Annotated in this window: 17 protein-coding genes and 2 pseudogenes; 11 read left to right on the top strand and 8 right to left on the bottom strand. The window is 63.2% G+C overall.

The genetic code is table 11. From position 1 onward, the window contains the following. Positions 1-73: 73 nt before the first annotated feature. From ACF8R3_RS17870 to ACF8R3_RS17855, 4 genes are read right to left on the bottom strand one after another with little or no spacing between them, the layout of a single operon-like run. Positions 74-277 carry a formate dehydrogenase subunit delta gene (locus tag ACF8R3_RS17870; RefSeq protein ID WP_058639388.1) on the bottom strand — a complete coding sequence of 68 codons (204 nt, stop codon included), beginning with the start codon at positions 275-277 and terminating at the stop codon, positions 74-76. Further along, positions 274-3144: a formate dehydrogenase subunit alpha gene (gene fdhF, locus ACF8R3_RS17865; protein ID WP_197844274.1), complete on the bottom strand. Its 2871-nt coding sequence runs from the start codon at positions 3142-3144 to the stop codon at positions 274-276. The genes ACF8R3_RS17870 and fdhF overlap by 4 nt, the downstream gene beginning before the upstream one ends. After that, on the bottom strand, positions 3141-4700 hold the full coding sequence (locus ACF8R3_RS17860; RefSeq protein ID WP_392515968.1) for a formate dehydrogenase beta subunit: 1560 nt from the start codon (positions 4698-4700) through the stop codon (positions 3141-3143). Before ACF8R3_RS17860 ends, fdhF begins: the two co-directional genes overlap by 4 nt. Beyond that, positions 4694-5176: a formate dehydrogenase subunit gamma gene (locus ACF8R3_RS17855; protein ID WP_058639385.1), complete on the bottom strand. Its 483-nt coding sequence runs from the start codon at positions 5174-5176 to the stop codon at positions 4694-4696. Before ACF8R3_RS17855 ends, ACF8R3_RS17860 begins: the two co-directional genes overlap by 7 nt. A 403-nt stretch (positions 5177-5579) precedes the next feature. Between ACF8R3_RS17855 and ACF8R3_RS17850 the strand changes: the two genes are divergently transcribed. Both ACF8R3_RS17850 and ACF8R3_RS17845 read left to right on the top strand, forming a co-directional pair. Beyond that, positions 5580-6005: a GFA family protein gene (locus ACF8R3_RS17850; RefSeq protein ID WP_197844273.1), complete on the top strand. Its 426-nt coding sequence runs from the start codon at positions 5580-5582 to the stop codon at positions 6003-6005. After that, positions 5998-6327 (top strand): hypothetical protein, encoded by a 330-nt coding sequence (locus ACF8R3_RS17845; RefSeq protein WP_058605671.1) that lies wholly within the window; start codon positions 5998-6000, stop codon positions 6325-6327. Before ACF8R3_RS17850 ends, ACF8R3_RS17845 begins: the two co-directional genes overlap by 8 nt. Positions 6328-6409: 82 nt before the next feature. On the opposite strand, the gene ACF8R3_RS17840 is transcribed toward ACF8R3_RS17845, so the two are convergent. The 3 genes and pseudogenes from ACF8R3_RS17840 to ACF8R3_RS17830 all read right to left on the bottom strand — a co-directional run. After that, positions 6410-8050: a methyl-accepting chemotaxis protein gene (locus ACF8R3_RS17840; RefSeq protein ID WP_058639384.1), complete on the bottom strand. Its 1641-nt coding sequence runs from the start codon at positions 8048-8050 to the stop codon at positions 6410-6412. Between the two features lie 63 nt (positions 8051-8113). Further along, a pseudogene (locus tag ACF8R3_RS17835) lies at positions 8114-8302 on the bottom strand (methyl-accepting chemotaxis protein); the annotation flags it as partial. Between the two features lie 129 nt (positions 8303-8431). After that, positions 8432-9034 (bottom strand): annotated as a pseudogene (locus tag ACF8R3_RS17830) (PAS domain-containing protein); the annotation flags it as partial. A gap of 675 nt (positions 9035-9709) precedes the next feature. On the opposite strand from ACF8R3_RS17830, the gene ACF8R3_RS17825 reads away from it, so the two are divergent. From ACF8R3_RS17825 to ACF8R3_RS17795, 7 genes are read left to right on the top strand one after another with little or no spacing between them, the layout of a single operon-like run. Next, the gene (locus ACF8R3_RS17825; protein ID WP_058639382.1) at positions 9710-10387 is read left to right on the top strand and encodes a thermostable hemolysin; all 678 of its coding nucleotides are present in this window, start codon (positions 9710-9712) and stop codon (positions 10385-10387) included. Then, entirely contained in the window at positions 10377-11846 is a 1470-nt protein-coding gene (locus ACF8R3_RS17820) for an AMP-binding protein (RefSeq protein ID WP_078478287.1), read from the top strand. The genes ACF8R3_RS17825 and ACF8R3_RS17820 overlap by 11 nt, the downstream gene beginning before the upstream one ends. A gap of 7 nt (positions 11847-11853) precedes the next feature. Next, positions 11854-12534 (top strand): TenA family transcriptional regulator, encoded by a 681-nt coding sequence (locus ACF8R3_RS17815; RefSeq protein ID WP_058639380.1) that lies wholly within the window; start codon positions 11854-11856, stop codon positions 12532-12534. Further along, on the top strand, positions 12521-13327 hold the full coding sequence (locus tag ACF8R3_RS17810; protein WP_145257476.1) for an SDR family oxidoreductase: 807 nt from the start codon (positions 12521-12523) through the stop codon (positions 13325-13327). Before ACF8R3_RS17815 ends, ACF8R3_RS17810 begins: the two co-directional genes overlap by 14 nt. Then, a complete protein-coding gene (locus tag ACF8R3_RS17805; RefSeq protein ID WP_058639378.1) occupies positions 13324-13965 on the top strand; it encodes a hypothetical protein in 642 nt (213 codons plus the stop codon). The genes ACF8R3_RS17810 and ACF8R3_RS17805 overlap by 4 nt, the downstream gene beginning before the upstream one ends. Positions 13966-13967: 2 nt before the next feature. Beyond that, entirely contained in the window at positions 13968-14630 is a 663-nt protein-coding gene (locus tag ACF8R3_RS17800) for a response regulator (protein WP_058639377.1), read from the top strand. Beyond that, complete coding sequence (locus ACF8R3_RS17795; RefSeq protein ID WP_392515967.1) at positions 14627-15991, top strand: ATP-binding protein; 1365 nt, start codon at positions 14627-14629, stop codon at positions 15989-15991. The genes ACF8R3_RS17800 and ACF8R3_RS17795 overlap by 4 nt, the downstream gene beginning before the upstream one ends. A 15-nt stretch (positions 15992-16006) precedes the next feature. Here the strand turns inward: ACF8R3_RS17795 and ACF8R3_RS17790 are convergent, their stop codons facing one another. Continuing rightward, positions 16007-16927, bottom strand: coding sequence for a LysR substrate-binding domain-containing protein (locus ACF8R3_RS17790; protein WP_230376709.1), 921 nt, complete (start codon positions 16925-16927; stop codon positions 16007-16009). Between the two features lie 227 nt (positions 16928-17154). On the opposite strand from ACF8R3_RS17790, the gene ACF8R3_RS17785 reads away from it, so the two are divergent. After that, positions 17155-18000 carry a transporter substrate-binding domain-containing protein gene (locus tag ACF8R3_RS17785; RefSeq protein ID WP_392475333.1) on the top strand — a complete coding sequence of 282 codons (846 nt, stop codon included), beginning with the start codon at positions 17155-17157 and terminating at the stop codon, positions 17998-18000. A gap of 12 nt (positions 18001-18012) precedes the next feature. Then, positions 18013-18675 carry an amino acid ABC transporter permease gene (locus tag ACF8R3_RS17780; protein ID WP_023534227.1) on the top strand — a complete coding sequence of 221 codons (663 nt, stop codon included), beginning with the start codon at positions 18013-18015 and terminating at the stop codon, positions 18673-18675. Position 18676: the final 1 nt, after the last annotated feature.

Below are 18676 nucleotides of genomic sequence, written 5' to 3'. Positions count from 1 at the left end.
GCCGGTCCGGTGCCCCAGCAAGGCCGCCAGACGGCACCTCGCCAGCCGTGTACTAGATGACAGCTAACACCTTCTAACCCAACGCCTCCTTAACCTTAGGATCCAACCCCTCCCCCGCATTGGCCTCGATCCATTCTCCCAGCTGCCGGCGCATGGCCGGCGTCCAGAAGTTGTGTAGATGCTGGCGAACGCCCTGCACAGCCAGGTCCCGATTCGGCTCGCTGTCGAAGTAATGGGCAATCTGGTTGGCCATTTTCACCAAGCTGTCCTGGCTCATTGGCGCACCTCGGCTTTCTCGGCGGATCGGCGCTCCTGCAACAGCCGACGCTGTTCGTCACTGAAATCCTGGTAACGCTTTTGCCACTCAGACGGCTGGAACACTTTGACCACCTCCACTGCCGTTACCTTGTATTCGGGGCAGTTGGTCGCCCAGTCGGAATTGTCGGTGGTGATCACGTTCGCGCCCGACTCCGGGAAGTGGAAGGTGGTGTAAACGACGCCTGGCGCCACGCGGCTGCTGACTTTGGCGCGCAGCACGGTCTGCCCGGCACGGCTGCCGATACCGACCCAGTCACCGTCCTGGATGCCACGGCTTTCGGCATCGGTCGGATGGATCTCGAGGCGATCGGCATCGTGCCAGGCGACGTTGCCCGTGCGCCGGGTCTGGGCACCGACGTTGTACTGGCTGAGAATGCGCCCGGTGGTCAGCAGCAGCGGATAGCGGCTGTTGACCTTCTCGTCGGTCGGTACGTACCCGGTCAGCATGAACCGCCCCTTGCCCCTGACGAACTGATCGATGTGCATGGTGGGCGTGCCATCGGGCGCTGCATCGTTGCACGGCCACTGCAGGCTGCCGTGACGCTCGATTTCGGCGTAGCTCACCCGGCGGAAGGTCGGCGTCAAGCGGGCGATCTCATCCATGATCTCGGAGGGGTGACGGTAATTCATCGGGTAGCCCAGCGCATTGGCCAATGCCACGGTCGCTTCCCAGTCGGCCTTGCCCGCCAGTGGCTCCATGACCTTGCGAACCCGCGAGATACGGCGCTCGGCGTTGGTGAACGTGCCGTCCTTTTCCAGGAACGAGCTACCCGGCAGGAACACATGGGCGAACTTGGCGGTTTCGTTGAGGAAAATGTCCTGCACCACCACGCACTCCATGGCCAGCAGGGCGGCGGTAACGTGCTGGGTGTTCGGATCGCTCTGGGCGATATCCTCGCCCTGGCAGTACAACGCCTTGAAGCTGCCATCAAGGGCCGCTTCGAACATGTTGGGGATGCGCAGGCCCGGATCAGGGTGCAGCGTCACACCCCAGGCCTGCTCGAACTCGGCCCGTACACCTTCGTTGGAAATGTGCCGGTAACCCGGCAGCTCGTGAGGGAACGAGCCCATGTCACAGGAACCCTGGACGTTGTTCTGCCCACGCAGCGGGTTGACGCCTACCCCTTCACGACCGATGTTGCCAGTGGCCATGGCCAGGTTGGCAATGCCCATCACCGCGGTGCTGCCCTGGCTGTGCTCGGTCACGCCCAGGCCATAGTAGATGGCCGCGTTGCCGCCGGTGGCATACAACCGGGCCGCGGCGCGAATCTGCTGCGCTGCAACGCCACACACCTGGCCCAGCACTTCGGGGGCATTTTCCGGCAGGCTGACGAAGTCGCGCCAGCGGGCGAATTCTGTGGTTTCGCAGCGCTCGTCGATGAAGTCCTGGGCCAGTAGCCCCTCGGTCACGATCACATGGGCCAGGGCGTTGAGCATGGCCACGTTGGTGCCGGGACGAAGTTGCAGGTGCAACTCGGCCCGGGCATGGGGCGAATCCACCAGGTCGATGCGGCGAGGGTCGATCACGATCAGGCGAGCGCCTTCGCGCAGACGGCGCTTGAGCTGTGAACCGAACACCGGGTGCGCATCGGTCGGGTTGGCGCCGATAACCAGCACCACATCGGCCTTCATCACCGAATCGAAGCTCTGCGTACCGGCCGACTCGCCCAGCGTCTGTTTCAAGCCATAGCCGGTGGGGGAATGGCAGACACGCGCGCAGGTGTCGACGTTGTTGTTGCCGAAGGCCGTGCGCACCAACTTCTGAACCAGGTAGGCCTCCTCGTTGGTGCAGCGGCTGGAGGTGATACCGCCAATGGATTCCCGACCATACTTGAGCTGGATGCGGCGCAACTCGCTGGCGGCGTAGGCCACCGCCTCGTCCCAGCTCACTTCCTGCCACGGATCTTCCAGGCGCTTGCGAATCATGGGTTTGGTGATGCGGTCCGGGTGCGTGGCGTAGCCCCAGGCGAAACGGCCCTTGACACAGGCATGGCCGTGGTTGGCCCCGCCGTTCTTGTCCGGGACCATGCGCACCAGTTGGTCGCCCTTCATTTCGGCACGGAACGAGCAGCCAACCCCGCAATAGGCGCAAGTGGTGATCACCGCACGTTCCGGCTGGCCCAGTTGCACCAGGCTTTTCTCGGTCAGCGTCGCGGTCGGACAGGCCTGCACGCAGGCGCCGCACGACACGCACTCGGACGTCAGGAAATTATCGCCGCCTGCCGCCGCCACCCGGGATTCGAAGCCACGTCCGGTGATGGTCAGGGCAAAGGTGCCCTGGATGTCTTCGCAGGCACGCACGCATCGGCTGCAGACGATGCACTTGCTGGGCTCGTAGTCGAAGTACGGGTTGGAACTGTCCTTCTTTTCGGCCAGATGGTTGGCACCGTCATAGCCGTAGCGCACCTCGCGCAGCCCCACCTGCCCGGCCACGGTCTGCAGTTCACAGTTGCCGTTGGCCGAACAGGTCAGGCAATCGAGGGGGTGATCGGAGATGTACAGTTCCATCACGTTACGGCGCAAGCCCGCCAGGCGCGGCGTTTCGGTGCGCACGACCATGCCTTCGGTGACCGGCGTGGTGCAGGAGGCCGGGTAACCGCGCATGCCCTCGATTTCCACCATGCACATGCGGCAGGAGCCGAAGGCTTCGAGGCTATCGGTGGCGCACAGCTTTGGAATGGTCGTGCCAAGCATGGCGGCTGCACGCATCACCGACGTGCCAGCAGGAACGCTGATCGCGCGGCCGTCGATGTTCAGGCTGACCTGCACTTCGCTGTCACGGGCTGGCGTGCCCAGGTCGGTTTGCGGATCGAAGATATGGATCATTGCGCGGCCTCCGCTTGGGTCAGCCCGAAATCGGCAGGGAAATACTTGAGGGCGCTGGCGACCGGGTAAGCGGTCATGCCGCCCATGGCGCACAGCGAGCCGTACTGCATGGTGTCGCACAAATCGCGAAGCAGCAGTGCCTGGTCATGGCGCTCGGTGATGTCATCGCTGGCAATCAGCCGGTCCACCACTTCCATGCCACGGGTCGAGCCGATACGGCACGGGGTGCACTTGCCGCAGGACTCCTCGGCACAGAACTGCAAGGCGAAGCGGGCCATGCTGGCCATGTTCAAGGTGTCGTCGGCCACCACCACACCGCCGTGGCCGAGCATGGCGCCCACGGCCGCGAAGGCCTCGTAGTCCAGCGGCGTGTCGAAATGGCTGGGGGGTACCCAGGCGCCCAACGGCCCACCCACCTGGGCGGCCTTCAGCGGCCGGCCACTGGCCGTGCCGCCGCCGTAGCCCTCCACCAGTTCACGCAGCGTCAAGCCGAAGGCGCGCTCCACCAGGCCGCCGTGGCGAACATTGCCGGCCAGCTGGAACGGCATGGTGCCCAGCGAGCGGCCCATGCCGAAATCGCGGTAGAACAGTGCTCCCTTGGCCAGGATGACAGGCACCGAAGCCAGGGTCAGCACGTTGTGCACCAAGGTCGGCAGGCCGAACAGGCCTTCCAGCGCCGGGAGCGGCGGCTTGGCGCGAACGATGCCGCGCTTGCCTTCGATGGATTCGAGCAGCGCGGTTTCTTCACCGCAAATGTAGGCGCCTGCGCCCACGCGCACTTCGAGGTCGAACGCCTTGCCGCTACCGGCCACATTGGTACCCAGGTAGCCTGCCTGGCGTGCGATGACGAATGCCTGGTCGAGTGTGGCGATGGCGTCCGGGTACTCCGAGCGCACATAGATGTAGCCCTTGTCGGCACCCACCGCCAGGCCAGCGATGATCATGCCCTCGATCAACAGGTACGGGTCGCCTTCCATCAACATGCGGTCGGCGAAGGTGCCGGAGTCGCCTTCGTCGGCGTTGCACACCACGTACTTCTGGGCAGGCTTGGCGTCGCGCACGGTGCGCCACTTGATGCCGGCAGGAAACGCAGCCCCGCCACGACCACGCAGGCCGGAATCGAGCACGGCAGCCACCACCTCGGCGCCGTCCATGGCAACGGCCGCTTCCAAGCCGGCAAAGCCGCCATGGGCGCGGTAATCATCCAAGGACAAGGGGCGGGTAATGCCAGCACGCGCGAACAGCAGGCGCTGCTGGGTCTTGAGGTAAGGCATGTCTTCCACAGGCCCCAACGCCAGCGGATGGTTTGCCTGCGAACCGATCATGGCGTCCAGCAGGCCGGGTACATCCTGCGGCGTTACCGGTCCGAAACCCTGCCGGCCCTGCTCGCTGTCGCACTCGAGCAGCGGCTCGAGCCAATAGAGGCCACGGGAACTGGTACGCCGAATGTCCAGCTGCACATTGCGCCGCTCGGCCTCGCGCTGCAACGCCTCGACCACCTGGTCTGCGCCGACGGCACGGGCCACCGAATCACGGGGTACATGGACCTTCAGCATGCGGCGCCCTCCTGGCAACCTTTGACCAACTCGCGTAGCCGCTCGGGCGTGAGCCGGGCGTGCACCTGACCGTCCAGTTCAAGGGCTGGCGAACAGGCACAGGCGCCCAGGCAATAGACCGGGCGCAGGCTGATGGCACCGTCGGCGCTGGTGCCATGGTCATCGAGCGCCAATTGCTCGCGCAGCTGCGCGGCCAGGGCCTCGGCGCCACGGCTCTGGCACGACTCGGCCCGGCACAGGCGCAGGGTGTGCCGGGCTGGCGCGGCAGTGCGGAAATCATGATAGAAGCTGATGACGCCCTGGACCTCGGCCCGGCTCAGGTTGAGTGCGTGGGCGACCTCGCCGACGGCGGCATCGGGAATGTACCCGACAGCATGCTGGATGGCGTGCAGTATCGGTAGCAGCGCACCAGGGGTTTCTTGGTGATCGGCCACGATACGTTGGACAGCGGGCAGGTGGAGCATTTGATCAGGCATACAGCGGACCTCGGCATCACGGCCCGCCCCTGTTGTTGTATTGGCGGGTTCCGGCGTGTTCTGCTGCGGCGCGCCAGCCACGTCACGGTTGCGTGGAGCAGGCGGCCTCCTTGCCATCGTCCATGCGTCTGCGCGCGGGTCCAATGGCATCCTGCAAGCATGGCACTTGCTGCACCGGAAGGTTGCGCGCGAACGACCAAGCGCATCCTGAAACCGACGTCCCACGGCTTTACGGGCTGATCGAGCTTCGGGCTCGCCAGCACGCGCTTGTGCCCCCTGACGGTCAAGGACTTGCGAAAACCGCTTCCCAGGCATCTGCCACCGACACGTGTGGCCAGAACCGGCTCGACTCCCCTTGGCGCTACGTTTAAGCTGGCGCCTTTTCCTACGCATGGAATCGCGTTTGTCTAGCACATACCAGGGAAGCTGCCTTTGCGCGGCAATCGGTTATGAACTGCTCGGCCCGCCCAAGGCCGTGAGCCACTGTCATTGCAGCCAGTGCCGTAAAGGCCACGGCGCTGCCTATGCCTCATACGGCAGTGTGCCGCGTGAGGCGCTGCGCATGCTGCGCGGCGCTGACCAGCTTGCGGCCTATGCCTCGTCCCCCACGGTCCTACGGCAATTCTGTGTAGCCTGCGGCTCGAGCCTGTTCTGGTCACGCAATGCAGGCCAATACGCCGATTGGATCTCAATCGCCCTTGGCACGCTCGATACCCCCTTCGTACCCACACGTGATACCCACCTGCATCTCGACGCCGCGGCGCCCTGGCACCTGCCATCAACCCTGTCGAACGAGATTGACTCACTGAAAAGGAAGCTCAATGCGTAAACTCAAACTCGCCCTCGCCGCCCTGCCGTTTTTCGTCATCGCCGGTTGTGGCAACGACGCCCTGGAAGGCACCTACGAGCAAACCACAACCGTGATGGGTATCCAGAGCCCGAAACAGACCTGGGAGTTTTCCAAGGACTACATCATCACCAACGGCAACAAGCTGAAGGTGGATGAATGGGAGCGCAAGGATGACGTGGTCACCGCGCGCAACAAAGATGGCATGGCGCTGATCAACGTACGCGTGCTCGACGGCGGCAAGCGCCTGGAGGCCGTCGGCGGTAGCGACATGGCCAAGAACGTCTTCGTGCGCGTCGACTGAAAGCCCTCGCGCCGCCCTCCGCAGGTAAGTGCACCACTGCAGTGGGCGGGGCATGACACGCTACAGATCGTCTACGCCCTGTTCAGAGCTTGAAGGTGCTGACCATGTCGTTGAACGAGATGGCTAGGCGGGACAGCTCCTGGCTGGATGCGCTGGTTTGATGCGCACCGGCCGAGGTCTGGGTCGACAGGTCCTGGATGTTGATCAGGTTGCGGTCCACCTCGCGGGCCACATTGGCCTGCTCTTCGGACGCCGTGGCGATCAGCAGGTTGCGGTCGTTGATCTGGGCGATGTTCCGGGCGATCCGCTCCAGCGATTCCCCGGTCGCCTGGGCCAAGGCCTGGGTGCTGTCGGCCAGGTTTCGGCTGTTGCCCATGGCCTTGACTGCATCGTCGGCACGGGCCTGAACGCCTGTGATCATGGCTTCGATCTCGCCCGTTGAGGCCTGGGTACGCGCCGCCAATGCCCGCACTTCGTCTGCCACCACCGCAAAACCTCGACCCTGCTCGCCAGCCCGCGCCGCCTCGATGGCCGCGTTGAGCGCCAGCAGATTGGTCTGTTCGGCAATGCCGCGGATCACATCGACCACCTTGGCGATGTCGCGCACGCTACCGGCCAACTCCCCAACGATGACCGTGGACTGTCCGATTTCGCTGTTCACGCTGGTTATGGCCTGCACGGCTTCGCGCGCCTGGTCACGGCCACTGGCCGCTTCCTCGGACGTCTGCCGGGAGGCTTCGGAGGTGGAAGTGGCGTTGCGTGCCACCTCCTCGACCGCCGCACTCATTTGCGTGACGGCCGTGGCGGCGAGCTGGATTTCATCATTCTGGCGCGTGAGCCCGCGGGTGCTCTCATCGGTGACGGCGTTGAGCTCTTCGGCCGCGGAGGCGAGCTGATCCGCTGCGTTGGCGATTTGCTCCAGGGTGCGCTTGAGGCCTTGCTGCATGACCCCCAGGGCGTTTAGCAGTTGGCCCGTCTCGTCGGCGTGACCTGTCGCCACGGGTTTGCTCAGGTCGCCGCCTGCGATGCGCTCGGCCGTATTCACCGCCAGCGCGATCGGTTTGCTGATGACCCGGCTGATGAACATACCCAGCAAAATGGCGGCTACGAACGCCGCACCGATACCCAAGTACAGGTTGAACTTGGCCGCCGCCTCGTTGTGTTTTGCAGCTCGCGCACCTTCATCGATCTGCCGGTTATTGGACTCGACCATGGTGGTCAAGTCGTCGAGCACGGTACGAAATGCCTGGTGCAATTCGCCGGCCATCAATTGCCTGGCTTCGGCCAAGTCACCTCGTGCGATGGTGGCTACCGTCCGATCCATGATGGCCTGGTAGGCTGGCCAGTCTTTTTCCATGCGATCGCCGGCAAGGCGTTCATCGTCGGACAACGGCGTTGCTCGATAGATCGCGAATGCCTGCTCGCTGCTCTGCCGGTTTTCTTTCATGGACGCAAGAATGGCAGCGCGTTCAGCTTCGGGCGCATTGATTGCGGTAGCCGCTACAAGCCGGTAAAGGTCCTGGCTCTGGGCAATGGCACTGGAACGCGCCTCTGCAACCTGGGCCACCGACACGAGATTGTTGGCAAATACACTTTGCAAACTAGACGAAAGCGAGCCGATTCCTTGGCTACCGACAACTCCTACACTCAAGGTGATCAGCGCGCACAGCGCGAAAGCGAGGTACAGCTTGACCGACAACCTGGCATCGTAGAACCAATTCATGAGTTAAACCCTGGAACGAAGTGAGAGAAAAACGAGCTGTCAGCCGCGCATCATGTCGGCCGCCTGCTCGGTAGCCTCCGTCGTGCGCGTGGCCAACTTGCGTACTTCATCGGCCACCACCGCAAACCCCCTGCCCGCCTCCCCGGCACGTGCTGCCTCGATAGCGGCATTGAGCGCCAGCAGGTTGGTCTGGCTGGCAATGCTCTGAATGGTGCCGACGATCTGGGTAAGCTTGGTGATGTTGGATTCCAGGGTGCGCTGGTGGGCTGCTTCGGTCTCACGCATGGCAGACTGCTGGTGCTCCAGATCAACGTCCACCAATGCCCCGACCACACGTAACGGCGCGCCGTAGGAATCGCGTTTGGTCTGGCCACGGGCGCGGAACCAGCGGTACTCCCCGCTTTTCATTTTCAATCGGTACTCGATGTCGAACGGCGTCTTGCCCGTACGGTCGTTCAGGTGCGCCTGGAAGGCTTCCAGGCTGTAGGCCTTGTCCTCCGGGTGCAGGCGTGAGGCCCAGCTGTCCAACACGTCCGGGAATTCTTCGACGGTTTCGAAGCCCAGCAAACGGCGGAACTGCGGCGACCACCAGAAGGGATTCTTGGGATTGACCGGGTCACCGGCGATCACTTCCATGTCCCACAGCCCGTCCGAGAGCATTTCCCGCGCCAGTTCGAAACGGGTGATGATCACGTCGTGCTCATGTTCGCGCTGCAACTCGTCGTGGATGTCGCGCAAGGCGCCGGCAACGCGCAAAGGCACGCCCCGTGCATCGCGCAGGGTTTCACCCTGGGCGAAGAACCAGCGGTAGCTGCCGTCCTTCATGGCCAGACGGTTGCGCACCCGGTAAGGGGTCATGCCTGATTTGTCGTTCAGGTGGCGAGCGAAGGCCTCCAGCGTAGCGGCCTTGTCTTCCGGGTGCAGGCGGTCAGCCCAGCTGGCCAGGACATTGGGAAAATCGCGCTCGTCGCGAAACCCCAGCATTTCGCGAAATTGCTGCGACCACCAGAAGCGGTTGCGCGGGTTGACCGGGTCACCTGCCACCACTTCCATGTCCCACAGGCCTTCACTGGACGCACGATTGACCAGGTCAAAGCGGGTTTCCGAGGCCCGCGCATTGGCGTCGGCCTCGGCCAGCATCAACCGGGCGTTTTCCAGCTCGCGCTCAAGCTCGGCTATACGGCTTTCACGCTCAGTGGCATGCAACTCACGCGAGGTCCATTCACGTTGCACGTTTATCCAACTGGCGGCAGTGCGGCCACCGTCGGTGTGTGTTTGCGGGAGGGAGGCAGCCAGCTGCGTGAGCGCCTGGCGCTCGCCGCGGTTACGAAAAAGATGAAGCATGGGTCGGTACTCGGAGGAAGACAAAAAAGACCAATCCCTGGCTTCGTTACCGGCTCACGCATGGCCATCGCAGGATGCGACCCCTGCTGCCTGACCGGTAGTGCGAACTACGACAGCGGCACAACGACAAAGGTTGCGCGACAATGACATCATTACGATATCAGTTATGGAAGGGTACGGGCACGTCCCTCGCCCAACAGCACGAAAGAAGATCCTACTTGCACTCCTTGAAATGAAACTGTAACTCCTGACTTCAGATTCCCTTCAGATAAGCCCCCGACACTGTCCCCCATCGAACCTGTTGGGAGACGTTTCATGACCCACCGTGACTGGAGCCATCTGCTTCCATTGGCCATCGGTAACCAGGCCGATCGTCAGGCAACATTGTCGCTACACCTGCAAGACGACCCGGGACGAATGCCACTCGAGCGGTTCATCCATCAGTGCTTTGCGTTGAGCCATCAGGCCGATATTCAGCATTTCCTGCCGCAGTTACTGGCGTTTCACGACAGCCAAGGCCGGTTGACAGCCGCCGCGGGCATTCGCCCAGCCGATGACGGGTCCCTGTTTCTGGAGCGCTACCTCGACATGCCTCTGGAAGACGCCGTGTCCCGTGTGGTCGGGACAACCCTGCCGCGCAGTTGCATGGTCGAGGTGGGCAACCTGGCCTCGCTCAGCGCCGGCAGCGCGCGCCTGATGATCGCTGCGGTCACGTGGCTGCTGGCCTCACGCGGCCTGCACTGGGTCGCGTTCACCGGCGCGGCGACGCTGATCAACAGCTTCCAGCGACTGGGGCTGATGCCCGTCGTCCTGGCGCCAGCCGATCCTGCTCGCCTTGAGGACCAGGCTGAAAAATGGGGCACCTACTACAGCCATTGCCCTCAGGTGTTTGCCGGAAATATCCGTTACGGCTTCGATGCCTTGACGCGCACAGGCGTCTTTCAGCGCCTTGGCTTGCCGGTCCTGAGAGAGGAATCCGGTCATGCGGCATGAACTGAACCGCTTCAAGGCCTTGCTGAAGGAACACGCCCTACGTCAGCCTGACGCCATCGCCGTGCAAGGTGCCGACCAGCACCTGACCTATCGCGCCTTGTTCGAGGCGGTCGAGGTACGTGCCGCCTGGCTTGGGAGCCAACCTCAGGGTGCATTCGCACTGGCCTTGGACAATGGCCCGCAACTGTTGCTGTGGGACCTTGCAGCGCTGTTCGCCGAACGCCCATGCGTGATCATTCCCCCGTTTTTCACCTGCGCTCAAATGTCCCACTGCCTCAGCCAAAGCGGCGTCACCCTGGTGCTGAGCGAAACCGGGTGGGACTCACGTCTTGTCGAGCTGGGCTACGTGCCACAGGCTCGGCCGGGGTTCTGGCTATGCAAGTCGCTCGCAGGGGTGGCCATTGCGCCGGAAACGGCAAAAATCACCTACACCTCCGGCAGTACGGGATCCCCGAAAGGTGTCTGCCTGAGTGCCGAGGCATTGCTTGGCGTGGCCCGTGAGCTTGAGGCAGCTAGCCGAGCCAGCGCACCCGAGCATCACCTGGCGGTGCTGCCACTGGGCGTTCTGCTGGAAAACCTGGGCGTGTATGCCGCGCTGATCGCCGGAGCCTGCGTGCACCTGCTCAGTCAACAGCAACTGGGGATCAGTGGCGCCACCCAGGTGGACTTCAAGCGACTGGTGGGTGCAATCGTCCAGAGTCAGGCCCAGAGCCTGATCCTTGTGCCGCAGTTGCTGCTAGGGCTGGTCACTGCTGTTGAACAAGGGGCGATGTCAGCTGAGCAGTTGAGGTTCGTCGCCGTAGGCGGCGCTCGGGTGTCGCCCAGCTTGCTGGCTCGCGCCGAGGCTGTCGGGCTTGCGGTGTACGAGGGCTATGGGCTGTCTGAATGCGCCTCGGTGGTCGCCCTCAACCGTCCGGGCAGCGTACGCCGGGGCAGTGTGGGCAAGCCGCTACCCCATGTGCAGGTGCGCATCGCGGAAGATGGCGAGGTGCTGGTGGCCGGTTGCACGCTGCTGGGCTACCTCGATACCGCGCTTTTCCACGGTCCATGGTGGGCAACCGGGGACCTGGGCCATTTGGATGACGATGGTTTCCTGTACCTCGATGGGCGCAAGAAGCACCAATTCATCACCAGTTTCGGTCGAAACGTCAGCCCTGAGTGGGTAGAGGCCGAACTTACCCAGAGCGGCATCATCGCCCAGGCATTCGTACATGGCGAGAGCCTGCCCAGCAATGTGGCGTTGATCTGGCCGATGGACCCAAGCCTGAGCGACGACCAGATCGATCAAGTGGTGAGCCAGTGCAATGCACGGCTGCCCGACTACGCACGTGCCCACCACTGGCGACGCCTGACGGCGCCGCTGAGCCTCACCGATCAAACCCTGACAGCCAACGGCCGCCCTCGGCGCGAGGCAATTCTTGAACGCTATCAATCCCTGATCTGCATACCCCAGGAGTGAGCTGACCATGTCCTTCTTTGAAACGTTGCAACTGCAAACCACCCACGAGCGCCAGGCGTTGTTCGGCGTGCCGGTGATCCGCGAGGCCATGGCTGGACAGGTCAGTCTCGATAGCTACATCGCATTTCTCACCCAGGCCTATTACCACGTGCGCCACACTGTCCCGCTGATGATGGCATGCGGGGCGCGCCTGCCTGCCCGGCTCGAATGGCTGCGCGGTGCAGTGTGCGAGTACATCGAGGAAGAGTACGGCCATGAGCAGTGGATCCTCAACGACATCGAGGCCTGTGGGGGCGACTGGGAAGCGGTACGCGACGGCCGACCCGCACCGTCGATCGAGCTCATGGTCGCCTATCTTTACGACTTGATCGCACGGGGCAATCCGGTAGGGCTATTCGGTATGGTCAACGTCCTGGAAGGCACCAGCATTGCCTTGGCCACACAGGCCGCCGGCGCCATAGCACAGAGCCTGTCACTGCCAGACCGGGCCATGAGCTACCTCAAGTCCCACGGCGCGCTCGACCAGGACCATATGGTGACCTACAGGCAGTTGATGGACCGCCTGGACAACGCCGAAGACCAGCAGGCGGTCATCCAGGCAGCCAAGATGGTCTACCGCCTGTACACCGAGATGTTCCAGGGGCTGCCCCGCGCGGACCAGCCAGAGGTGCGCCATGCGGTTGCATGAGTCGGTCGTGGTGCTCACCGGCGCCAGCGGCGGGATTGGCCTTGAGCTGGCCGAGCAGCTGTGCCATGCCGGCGCGCAGGTCCTGGCGGTCAGTCGGCACATGGGCAAACTGGCAAGCCTGATGAACCGCTACCCAGGCAGCCTGCGCTGGCAATCGGCGGACTTGCGTACACAGGAAGGCCGAGCACAGGTCGTGTCGCGCGCGCGCGAACTGGGCGGCTTCAATGTGCTGATCAACGCTGCCGGGGTCAATCGCTTCGCCTTGCTCGAACAGCTAGACGAACAGGCCCTCGATGAGCTGCTGGACATCAACCTGAAGGCACCTTTGCAACTGACCCGGGCTTGCTTGCCACTTCTGCGCGAGCAGTCCAAGGCGCTAATCGTCAACGTCGGCTCGACGTATGGCTCGATCGGCTACCCCGGCTATGCCAGCTACTGTGCCAGCAAGTTCGCGCTGCGCGGGTTCTGTGAAGCACTGCGCCGTGAATTGGCCGACACCCCGGTCAACGTGCTGTACGTCGCGCCGCGCGCAACCCGCACCAGCATGAACAGCAGCGCCGCTACCGCCCTCAACCAGGCGCTGAAAGTAGGCATGGACGACCCGGTCTACGTTGCACGGGCTGTACTCCAGGCGGTCCAGTCCGAGCGCAGCGAGCTCTACCTGGGCTGGCCGGAGAAAATGTTCGTGCGCCTGAACGGCATCCTGCCAGGGCTGGTGGATCGAGCCTTGCGTAAACAACTGCCATTGATTCGGCGCCATATCGGCAGCCCCATGAAGGAACCGAGCAAATGAAGCCTATCGTATTGGCCAGCTTGCTGGCATTTACCCCGCTTGGCTGGGCGCTTGATCAGACAGGGGCCCAACACCTGCACGACTTGCAGCAGCAATGGGCGCATATCCAATATCAATTGCCCAAGGATCAACGCGCAGGCGCGTTCGAGAAGCTGGCGAACGAGGCGGCCGTTTTCGTCCGCCAGAACCCCAATGCCCCGGAGCCTCTGATCTGGGACGGCATCATCAATAGCAGTTGGGCTGGCGCGACCGGTGGGCTGAGTGCGCTTGGCAAGGTCAAGGCCGCCAAGGCCAGCCTGGAAAAGGCCATCACCCTCGACCCTCAAGCCCTGCAAGGCTCGGCCTACACCAGCCTGGGCACTTTGTATGACCAGGTTCCAGGCTGGCCCGTTGGCTTCGGGGATGACGACAAAGCCGACACGCTGCTCAGGCAGGCCTTGAAAATCAATCCCGCAGGCATCGACAGCAACTACTTCTGGGGCGATCATCTGGTGCGTCAGAAACGCTACAGTGAGGCCAGAGTTGCGCTGCGCAAGGCCTTGCAGGCGCCGCCCAGACCCGGCCGAGAATTGGCCGATGAGGGCCGACGTGCCGATATCAATGCTTTACTCGACACCATCAAGGACAAACAGGACTAGACATGCGCCTGCTGCTGGTTGAGGACGATAGCGCGTTGGGTGAAGGCATCTGCGATGGTTTGCGCCAGGAGGGCTACACCCTTGACTGGTTGCAGGACGGCGTCAGTGGCTTGCACGCCCTGCAGCATGAAGCATTCGACGTGCTGATACTGGACCTGGGCCTCCCACGCCTGGACGGTATCGAATTGCTGCGCCGGCTTCGAGCAGGAGGCAACAGCCTGCCGGTGCTGATTCTCACCGCACGCGATGCCCTGGAGGACCGCATCGCGGGGCTTGATGCCGGGGCGGATGACTATCTGGTCAAACCCTTCGACCTCAACGAACTCAAGGCACGCCTGCGTGCCCTGCTGCGCCGCAGCGCTGGCCGGGCCACGGTGCTGATCGAGCACGGTGGTGTCAGCTTGGACCCGGCAACCCAGCAGGTGCATTTCAAGGGTGCCGAAGTGGTGCTGACGCCCAAGGAGTACCGACTGCTGCATGAGCTACTCGCCCAGCCCGGCAAGGTCTTCACCCGCGAACGCCTGACGCAGTTGCTCTATGGCTGGGACGAGGAGCCGGAAAGCAACACCCTGGAAGTGAACATCTACCAACTGCGCAAGAAACTGTTCAATGGCCTGATACGCACTGTGCGCGGCATCGGCTACCTGGTCGAGGCCAAGGTATGAGGTCGCTACGCCAGCGCACGCTGTGGCGCGTCATGCTCTTGCTGCTGATCGGCACCGGCTTGCTGGCGTTGTACAACTACCATGACAGCCGCCATGAAATTAACGAAGTGTACGACGCGCACCTTGCCCAGAATGCACGCCTGCTGCAGGGAGTAATGAGCATGCCGGTTCAAGGCGGCGCGCGTGACGAGCTGTACCGTGCCTTCAACACCGCGCTGGCCCAGGCGGGCCGCCACCGGGTGGGGCATCCTTACGAGAGCAAGCTGGCCTTCCAGGTCTGGGACGAAAACGCCGCACTGATGGTGCAAACGCCCAGCGCACCTCGTCTGGATCCGCGGCCCAGGCGGCCTGGGTTTTACGATTTCACCAGCAACGACGAGCAATGGCGCGGTTTCGTGCTACCGGTGCCCGACAAAGGCTGGGTAATCTGGGTGGGTGAGCGCGATGACGTGCGCTATGACTTGATCGACCGAATCGTTCGTCACACCCTGATGCCATTTCTGGTGGGCGGCCTGGCGCTTGCCGTGCTGGTATGGGCCGCCATCGGCTGGGGGCTCAAGCCGTTGAAGAACATGGCCGACGTCATTCGCGCGCGGCATGCCGAATCACTCGAACCGCTGCAACTGGTGCCGCTGCCCTCGGAGCTCGAACCCATGCAGGCTGCCCTCAATCGCTTGCTGGCCCAGATCAAGGACCTGCTGCGCCGTGAACATCGCTTCATTGCCGACGCTGCTCACGAAATGCGAACACCCTTGGCGGTGCTGCGCCTGCATGCGCAGAACGCACTGGCTGCCAGCAACGAAGCCGAACGCACCAAGGCCTTGACGTTCCTGATGGGCGGCGTTGATCGATTGACGCGGGTGGTCAACCAACTGCTGACACTGGCCCGGGTGGAGCCTCGAATCGGCCAGCGCCCCCATGAGCACGTCGACCTTGCCGAGGTGGTCACTGACATCCTGGCCGAGCTTACCCCCTGGATACTGGACAAAGGCCTGGAACCCTCCCTGGAAATAGAGGGCGGCGAGCACCGTGTAGCCGTCGATGCCAGCGCGTTGGGCATTGCGCTGCAGAACCTGATGTCCAATGCAGTCGAGCACTCGCCCCTTGGGGGGCGCATCACCGTCTCGCTGCGGGGCAACGATGAGCGTGTCGAATTGGTGGTGCAGGACGAAGGGCCAGGTATCGACGAGGCGAGCCTCTCGCGGGTGTTCGAACGTTTCTACAGCCGCAACAGCCCCAACGGCGCTGGCCTTGGGCTGTCGATCGTGGCAGCCATCATGGGGCACCTGGGTGGCCGGGTGGTCCTGAAAAACCGGGCGGCAGGTGGGCTTGAGGCTGCGCTGCTCCTACCGAGGAAATAAGCCGCGGTACCGAGCCTACGTCCCAAGGCCGACGGTACATGCCTGCGCCGCCTCCCCCAACATCTCCCCCGCCAACACCCGAAACCGTCGAGTCAGCACGTTCTCAGGCCGGTCGGATGAGAGGAGCAGATAGGTGTAGAACCGCAACTGCGGCGTAAACGGCCGTATGTCGATGCCGGTGTGCAAGTATTCTGCCGCCACTAGCGGACTGACCACGCTCACCCCCAGCCCTAGCCCGACCAGTGAGCACACGGTGGCGGCATGGGTGGCGTCCAGGTTGAGCACCCGCGGGTCATCCTCGGCGAACAGCCGGTCGAGCCGCGTGCGGGAGCCGTCGGTATGCGAAAGCGAAATGAATTCTTCGCCCTTGAGGTCAGCAGGCGTCACGGCTTGCAAGGCACCGAGCCGGTGGCCCTTGGGGAAGATGCACACGCCAGGGACATCGCAGATGATCTGGGACTGCACGCCCGCCATGTCCTCGGCCACATAGGACACCAGGCACACATCGCAGAACCGGGTCGCGGCCCAGTGCGCCACGTTCGGCGAGTCGTTGGTGTGGATGGAAATATGAACGTGCGGGTTCTGCTGTCGAAAGCGCTGGATGATCTTGGGCAGCAGACCATGGGTCAGGGACGGCACCGCACCGATCCGCAACTGCCCGGTACCGCCGCGCTTGAGGTGCTCTGCGGACGTTTCCAGGCTGTGCAGCCCGATGAAGGCGCGCTCTACGTCGGCGAAAAACTGCGCGCCCTCATCGGTTGGCAGCAAACGCCCCCCTACCCGTTCGAACAACTTGAACCCATTGGCCCGTTCCAGTTGCGCAATCAGCCGGCTGACATTGGGCTGGGAGGTATGCAGCGCCTGCGCCGCTGCTGTCATGGAGCCGCTGAGCATGACCGCGCGGAAGGTTTCGATCTGCTTGAAATTGATGGCCATATCATTTCTGCATGACGGGTTGATGTATTGTCATTTGATTGCATGACGCGCAGATTTTATAACTACAACCACATCGACGTCTGCTCCGATGCAGCGCGATACCCCCGAGCGCATACCGGCAACAACACACATAACACCGGTGCTCCAGCGTCACTTCAGCTCTGCCCTTGTACTCACGCATCGCCCCCGCACAGTGGCGCGGTGCAGCCCGGTAATCAGGAGGCATCATGTCGTTCTCGTATAAGAAACTAAGCGCTGCACTGGCCCTGACGTGCGTGTCGTTGGCGGCGGTACCCACCGTTCAGGCCGCCGACCTGCCCGCCGTCCCCGCAGCCATCAGGGAGGCGGACCACCTGCGCGCTGGCGTGCGCTGCGACCAGCCACCGTATGGCTACCAGGACAACAAGGGTGAATTCGCCGGCGTCGAGGTCGAGATGGCCAAGCAGATTTCGCTATGGGCCCTGGGCTCGAAGGACAAGGTCAGCTTCACCTGCGTGACCGCCGAAAACCGTGTGCCGCAGCTGCTGGGGCGCAAGGTGGACTTGCTGATCGCCACCCTGGGCGTCACCCCGGAACGCCAACGGGTGATCGACTTCACTACGCCCTACCGGTGGGGCGCCAGTGACGTGGTGGTGAAGAAGGACAGCCCGGCCCGCGCGATCGCCGACCTCAAGGGCAAGACTCTCGCCACGCTCAAAGGGTCGGTGCAGGCCAAATGGTTCGAAGACCACATGCCCGACGTCAAGACCCTGCGCATGAACAGCGCCGCCGATGCCTTGCAAGCCTTTCGCCAGGGCCGCGCCGACGCCTACACCCACGATGCCGCCACCCTCGTGGTGGTCGCCGACAACGACCAGGATGCCCGCCTGATAGGTCAACCGTTCCAGATCTCTGACGCGGCCATCGGCGTGCGCAAGAACGAAGCGCAGTGGCGCGACTTCCTGAGCGCGGCGGTATTGCGCATGCGCGAGGAACACCTGTTCCGAGGCTGGGTGCAGCAGTTCGTACCCGAAAACATCCAAAGCTACTACATCAGCGTCTTCGAGCAGGCCAAGCCTGCCGAAGCGCTTTGATCGGCCGCCATCATGGAGTTCGACGTCCATTATCTGGTCGAGCAATGGCCTGCCCTGCTCGACGGTGTGCTGATGACACTGCGCATCACAGCCCTGGCCATCCTCTGCTCGCTGTTGATCGGGGTGCTGGGCGGGGCGGTGCGCGTCATGAAGATCCCGGTGCTGTCCCAGGCAGTGGCGCTGTACGTGGAGCTGATCCGCAATACGCCGATCCTGGTGCAGTTGTTCTTCATCTTCTACGGCCTGCCGGCCATTGGGCTTGGGTTATCGCTGTTCTGGTCGGGTGTGGTGTGCCTGTCGCTGTGGGCCGGTGCGTACCAGATCGAGAACATCCGCGGCGGGCTAGCCACGGTGGAGCGTGGCATGCGCGAGGCGAGCCTGGCACTGAGCCTCAAGCCCGTGCAGTACTTTGCCCTGATCGCCATGCCCATCGCCTTTCGCACCAGCCTGCCGGCGATGCTCAACACCGCGATCTCACTGCTGAAGAACTCTTCCTACCTACAGGCCATCGGCCTTGCGGAATTGACCTTCGTCGCAGTGGACCGCATCGCCACGGACTTTCGCGCCATCGAGATGTTCACGGCCATCTGCGTCATGTACCTGGTGCTGGTGGGGGTACTCGCGTTGATGACTGCGCGGCTGTCCGCCCACCTGCAACGCCCTTTCCGGCAGTGAG

This window comes from Pseudomonas sp. FYR_7, from assembly GCF_043106155.1.
In the GTDB taxonomy this organism is placed as follows: domain Bacteria; phylum Pseudomonadota; class Gammaproteobacteria; order Pseudomonadales; family Pseudomonadaceae; genus Aquipseudomonas; species Aquipseudomonas parafulva_B.
This window is presented reverse-complemented; position numbering and strand designations above follow the sequence as displayed.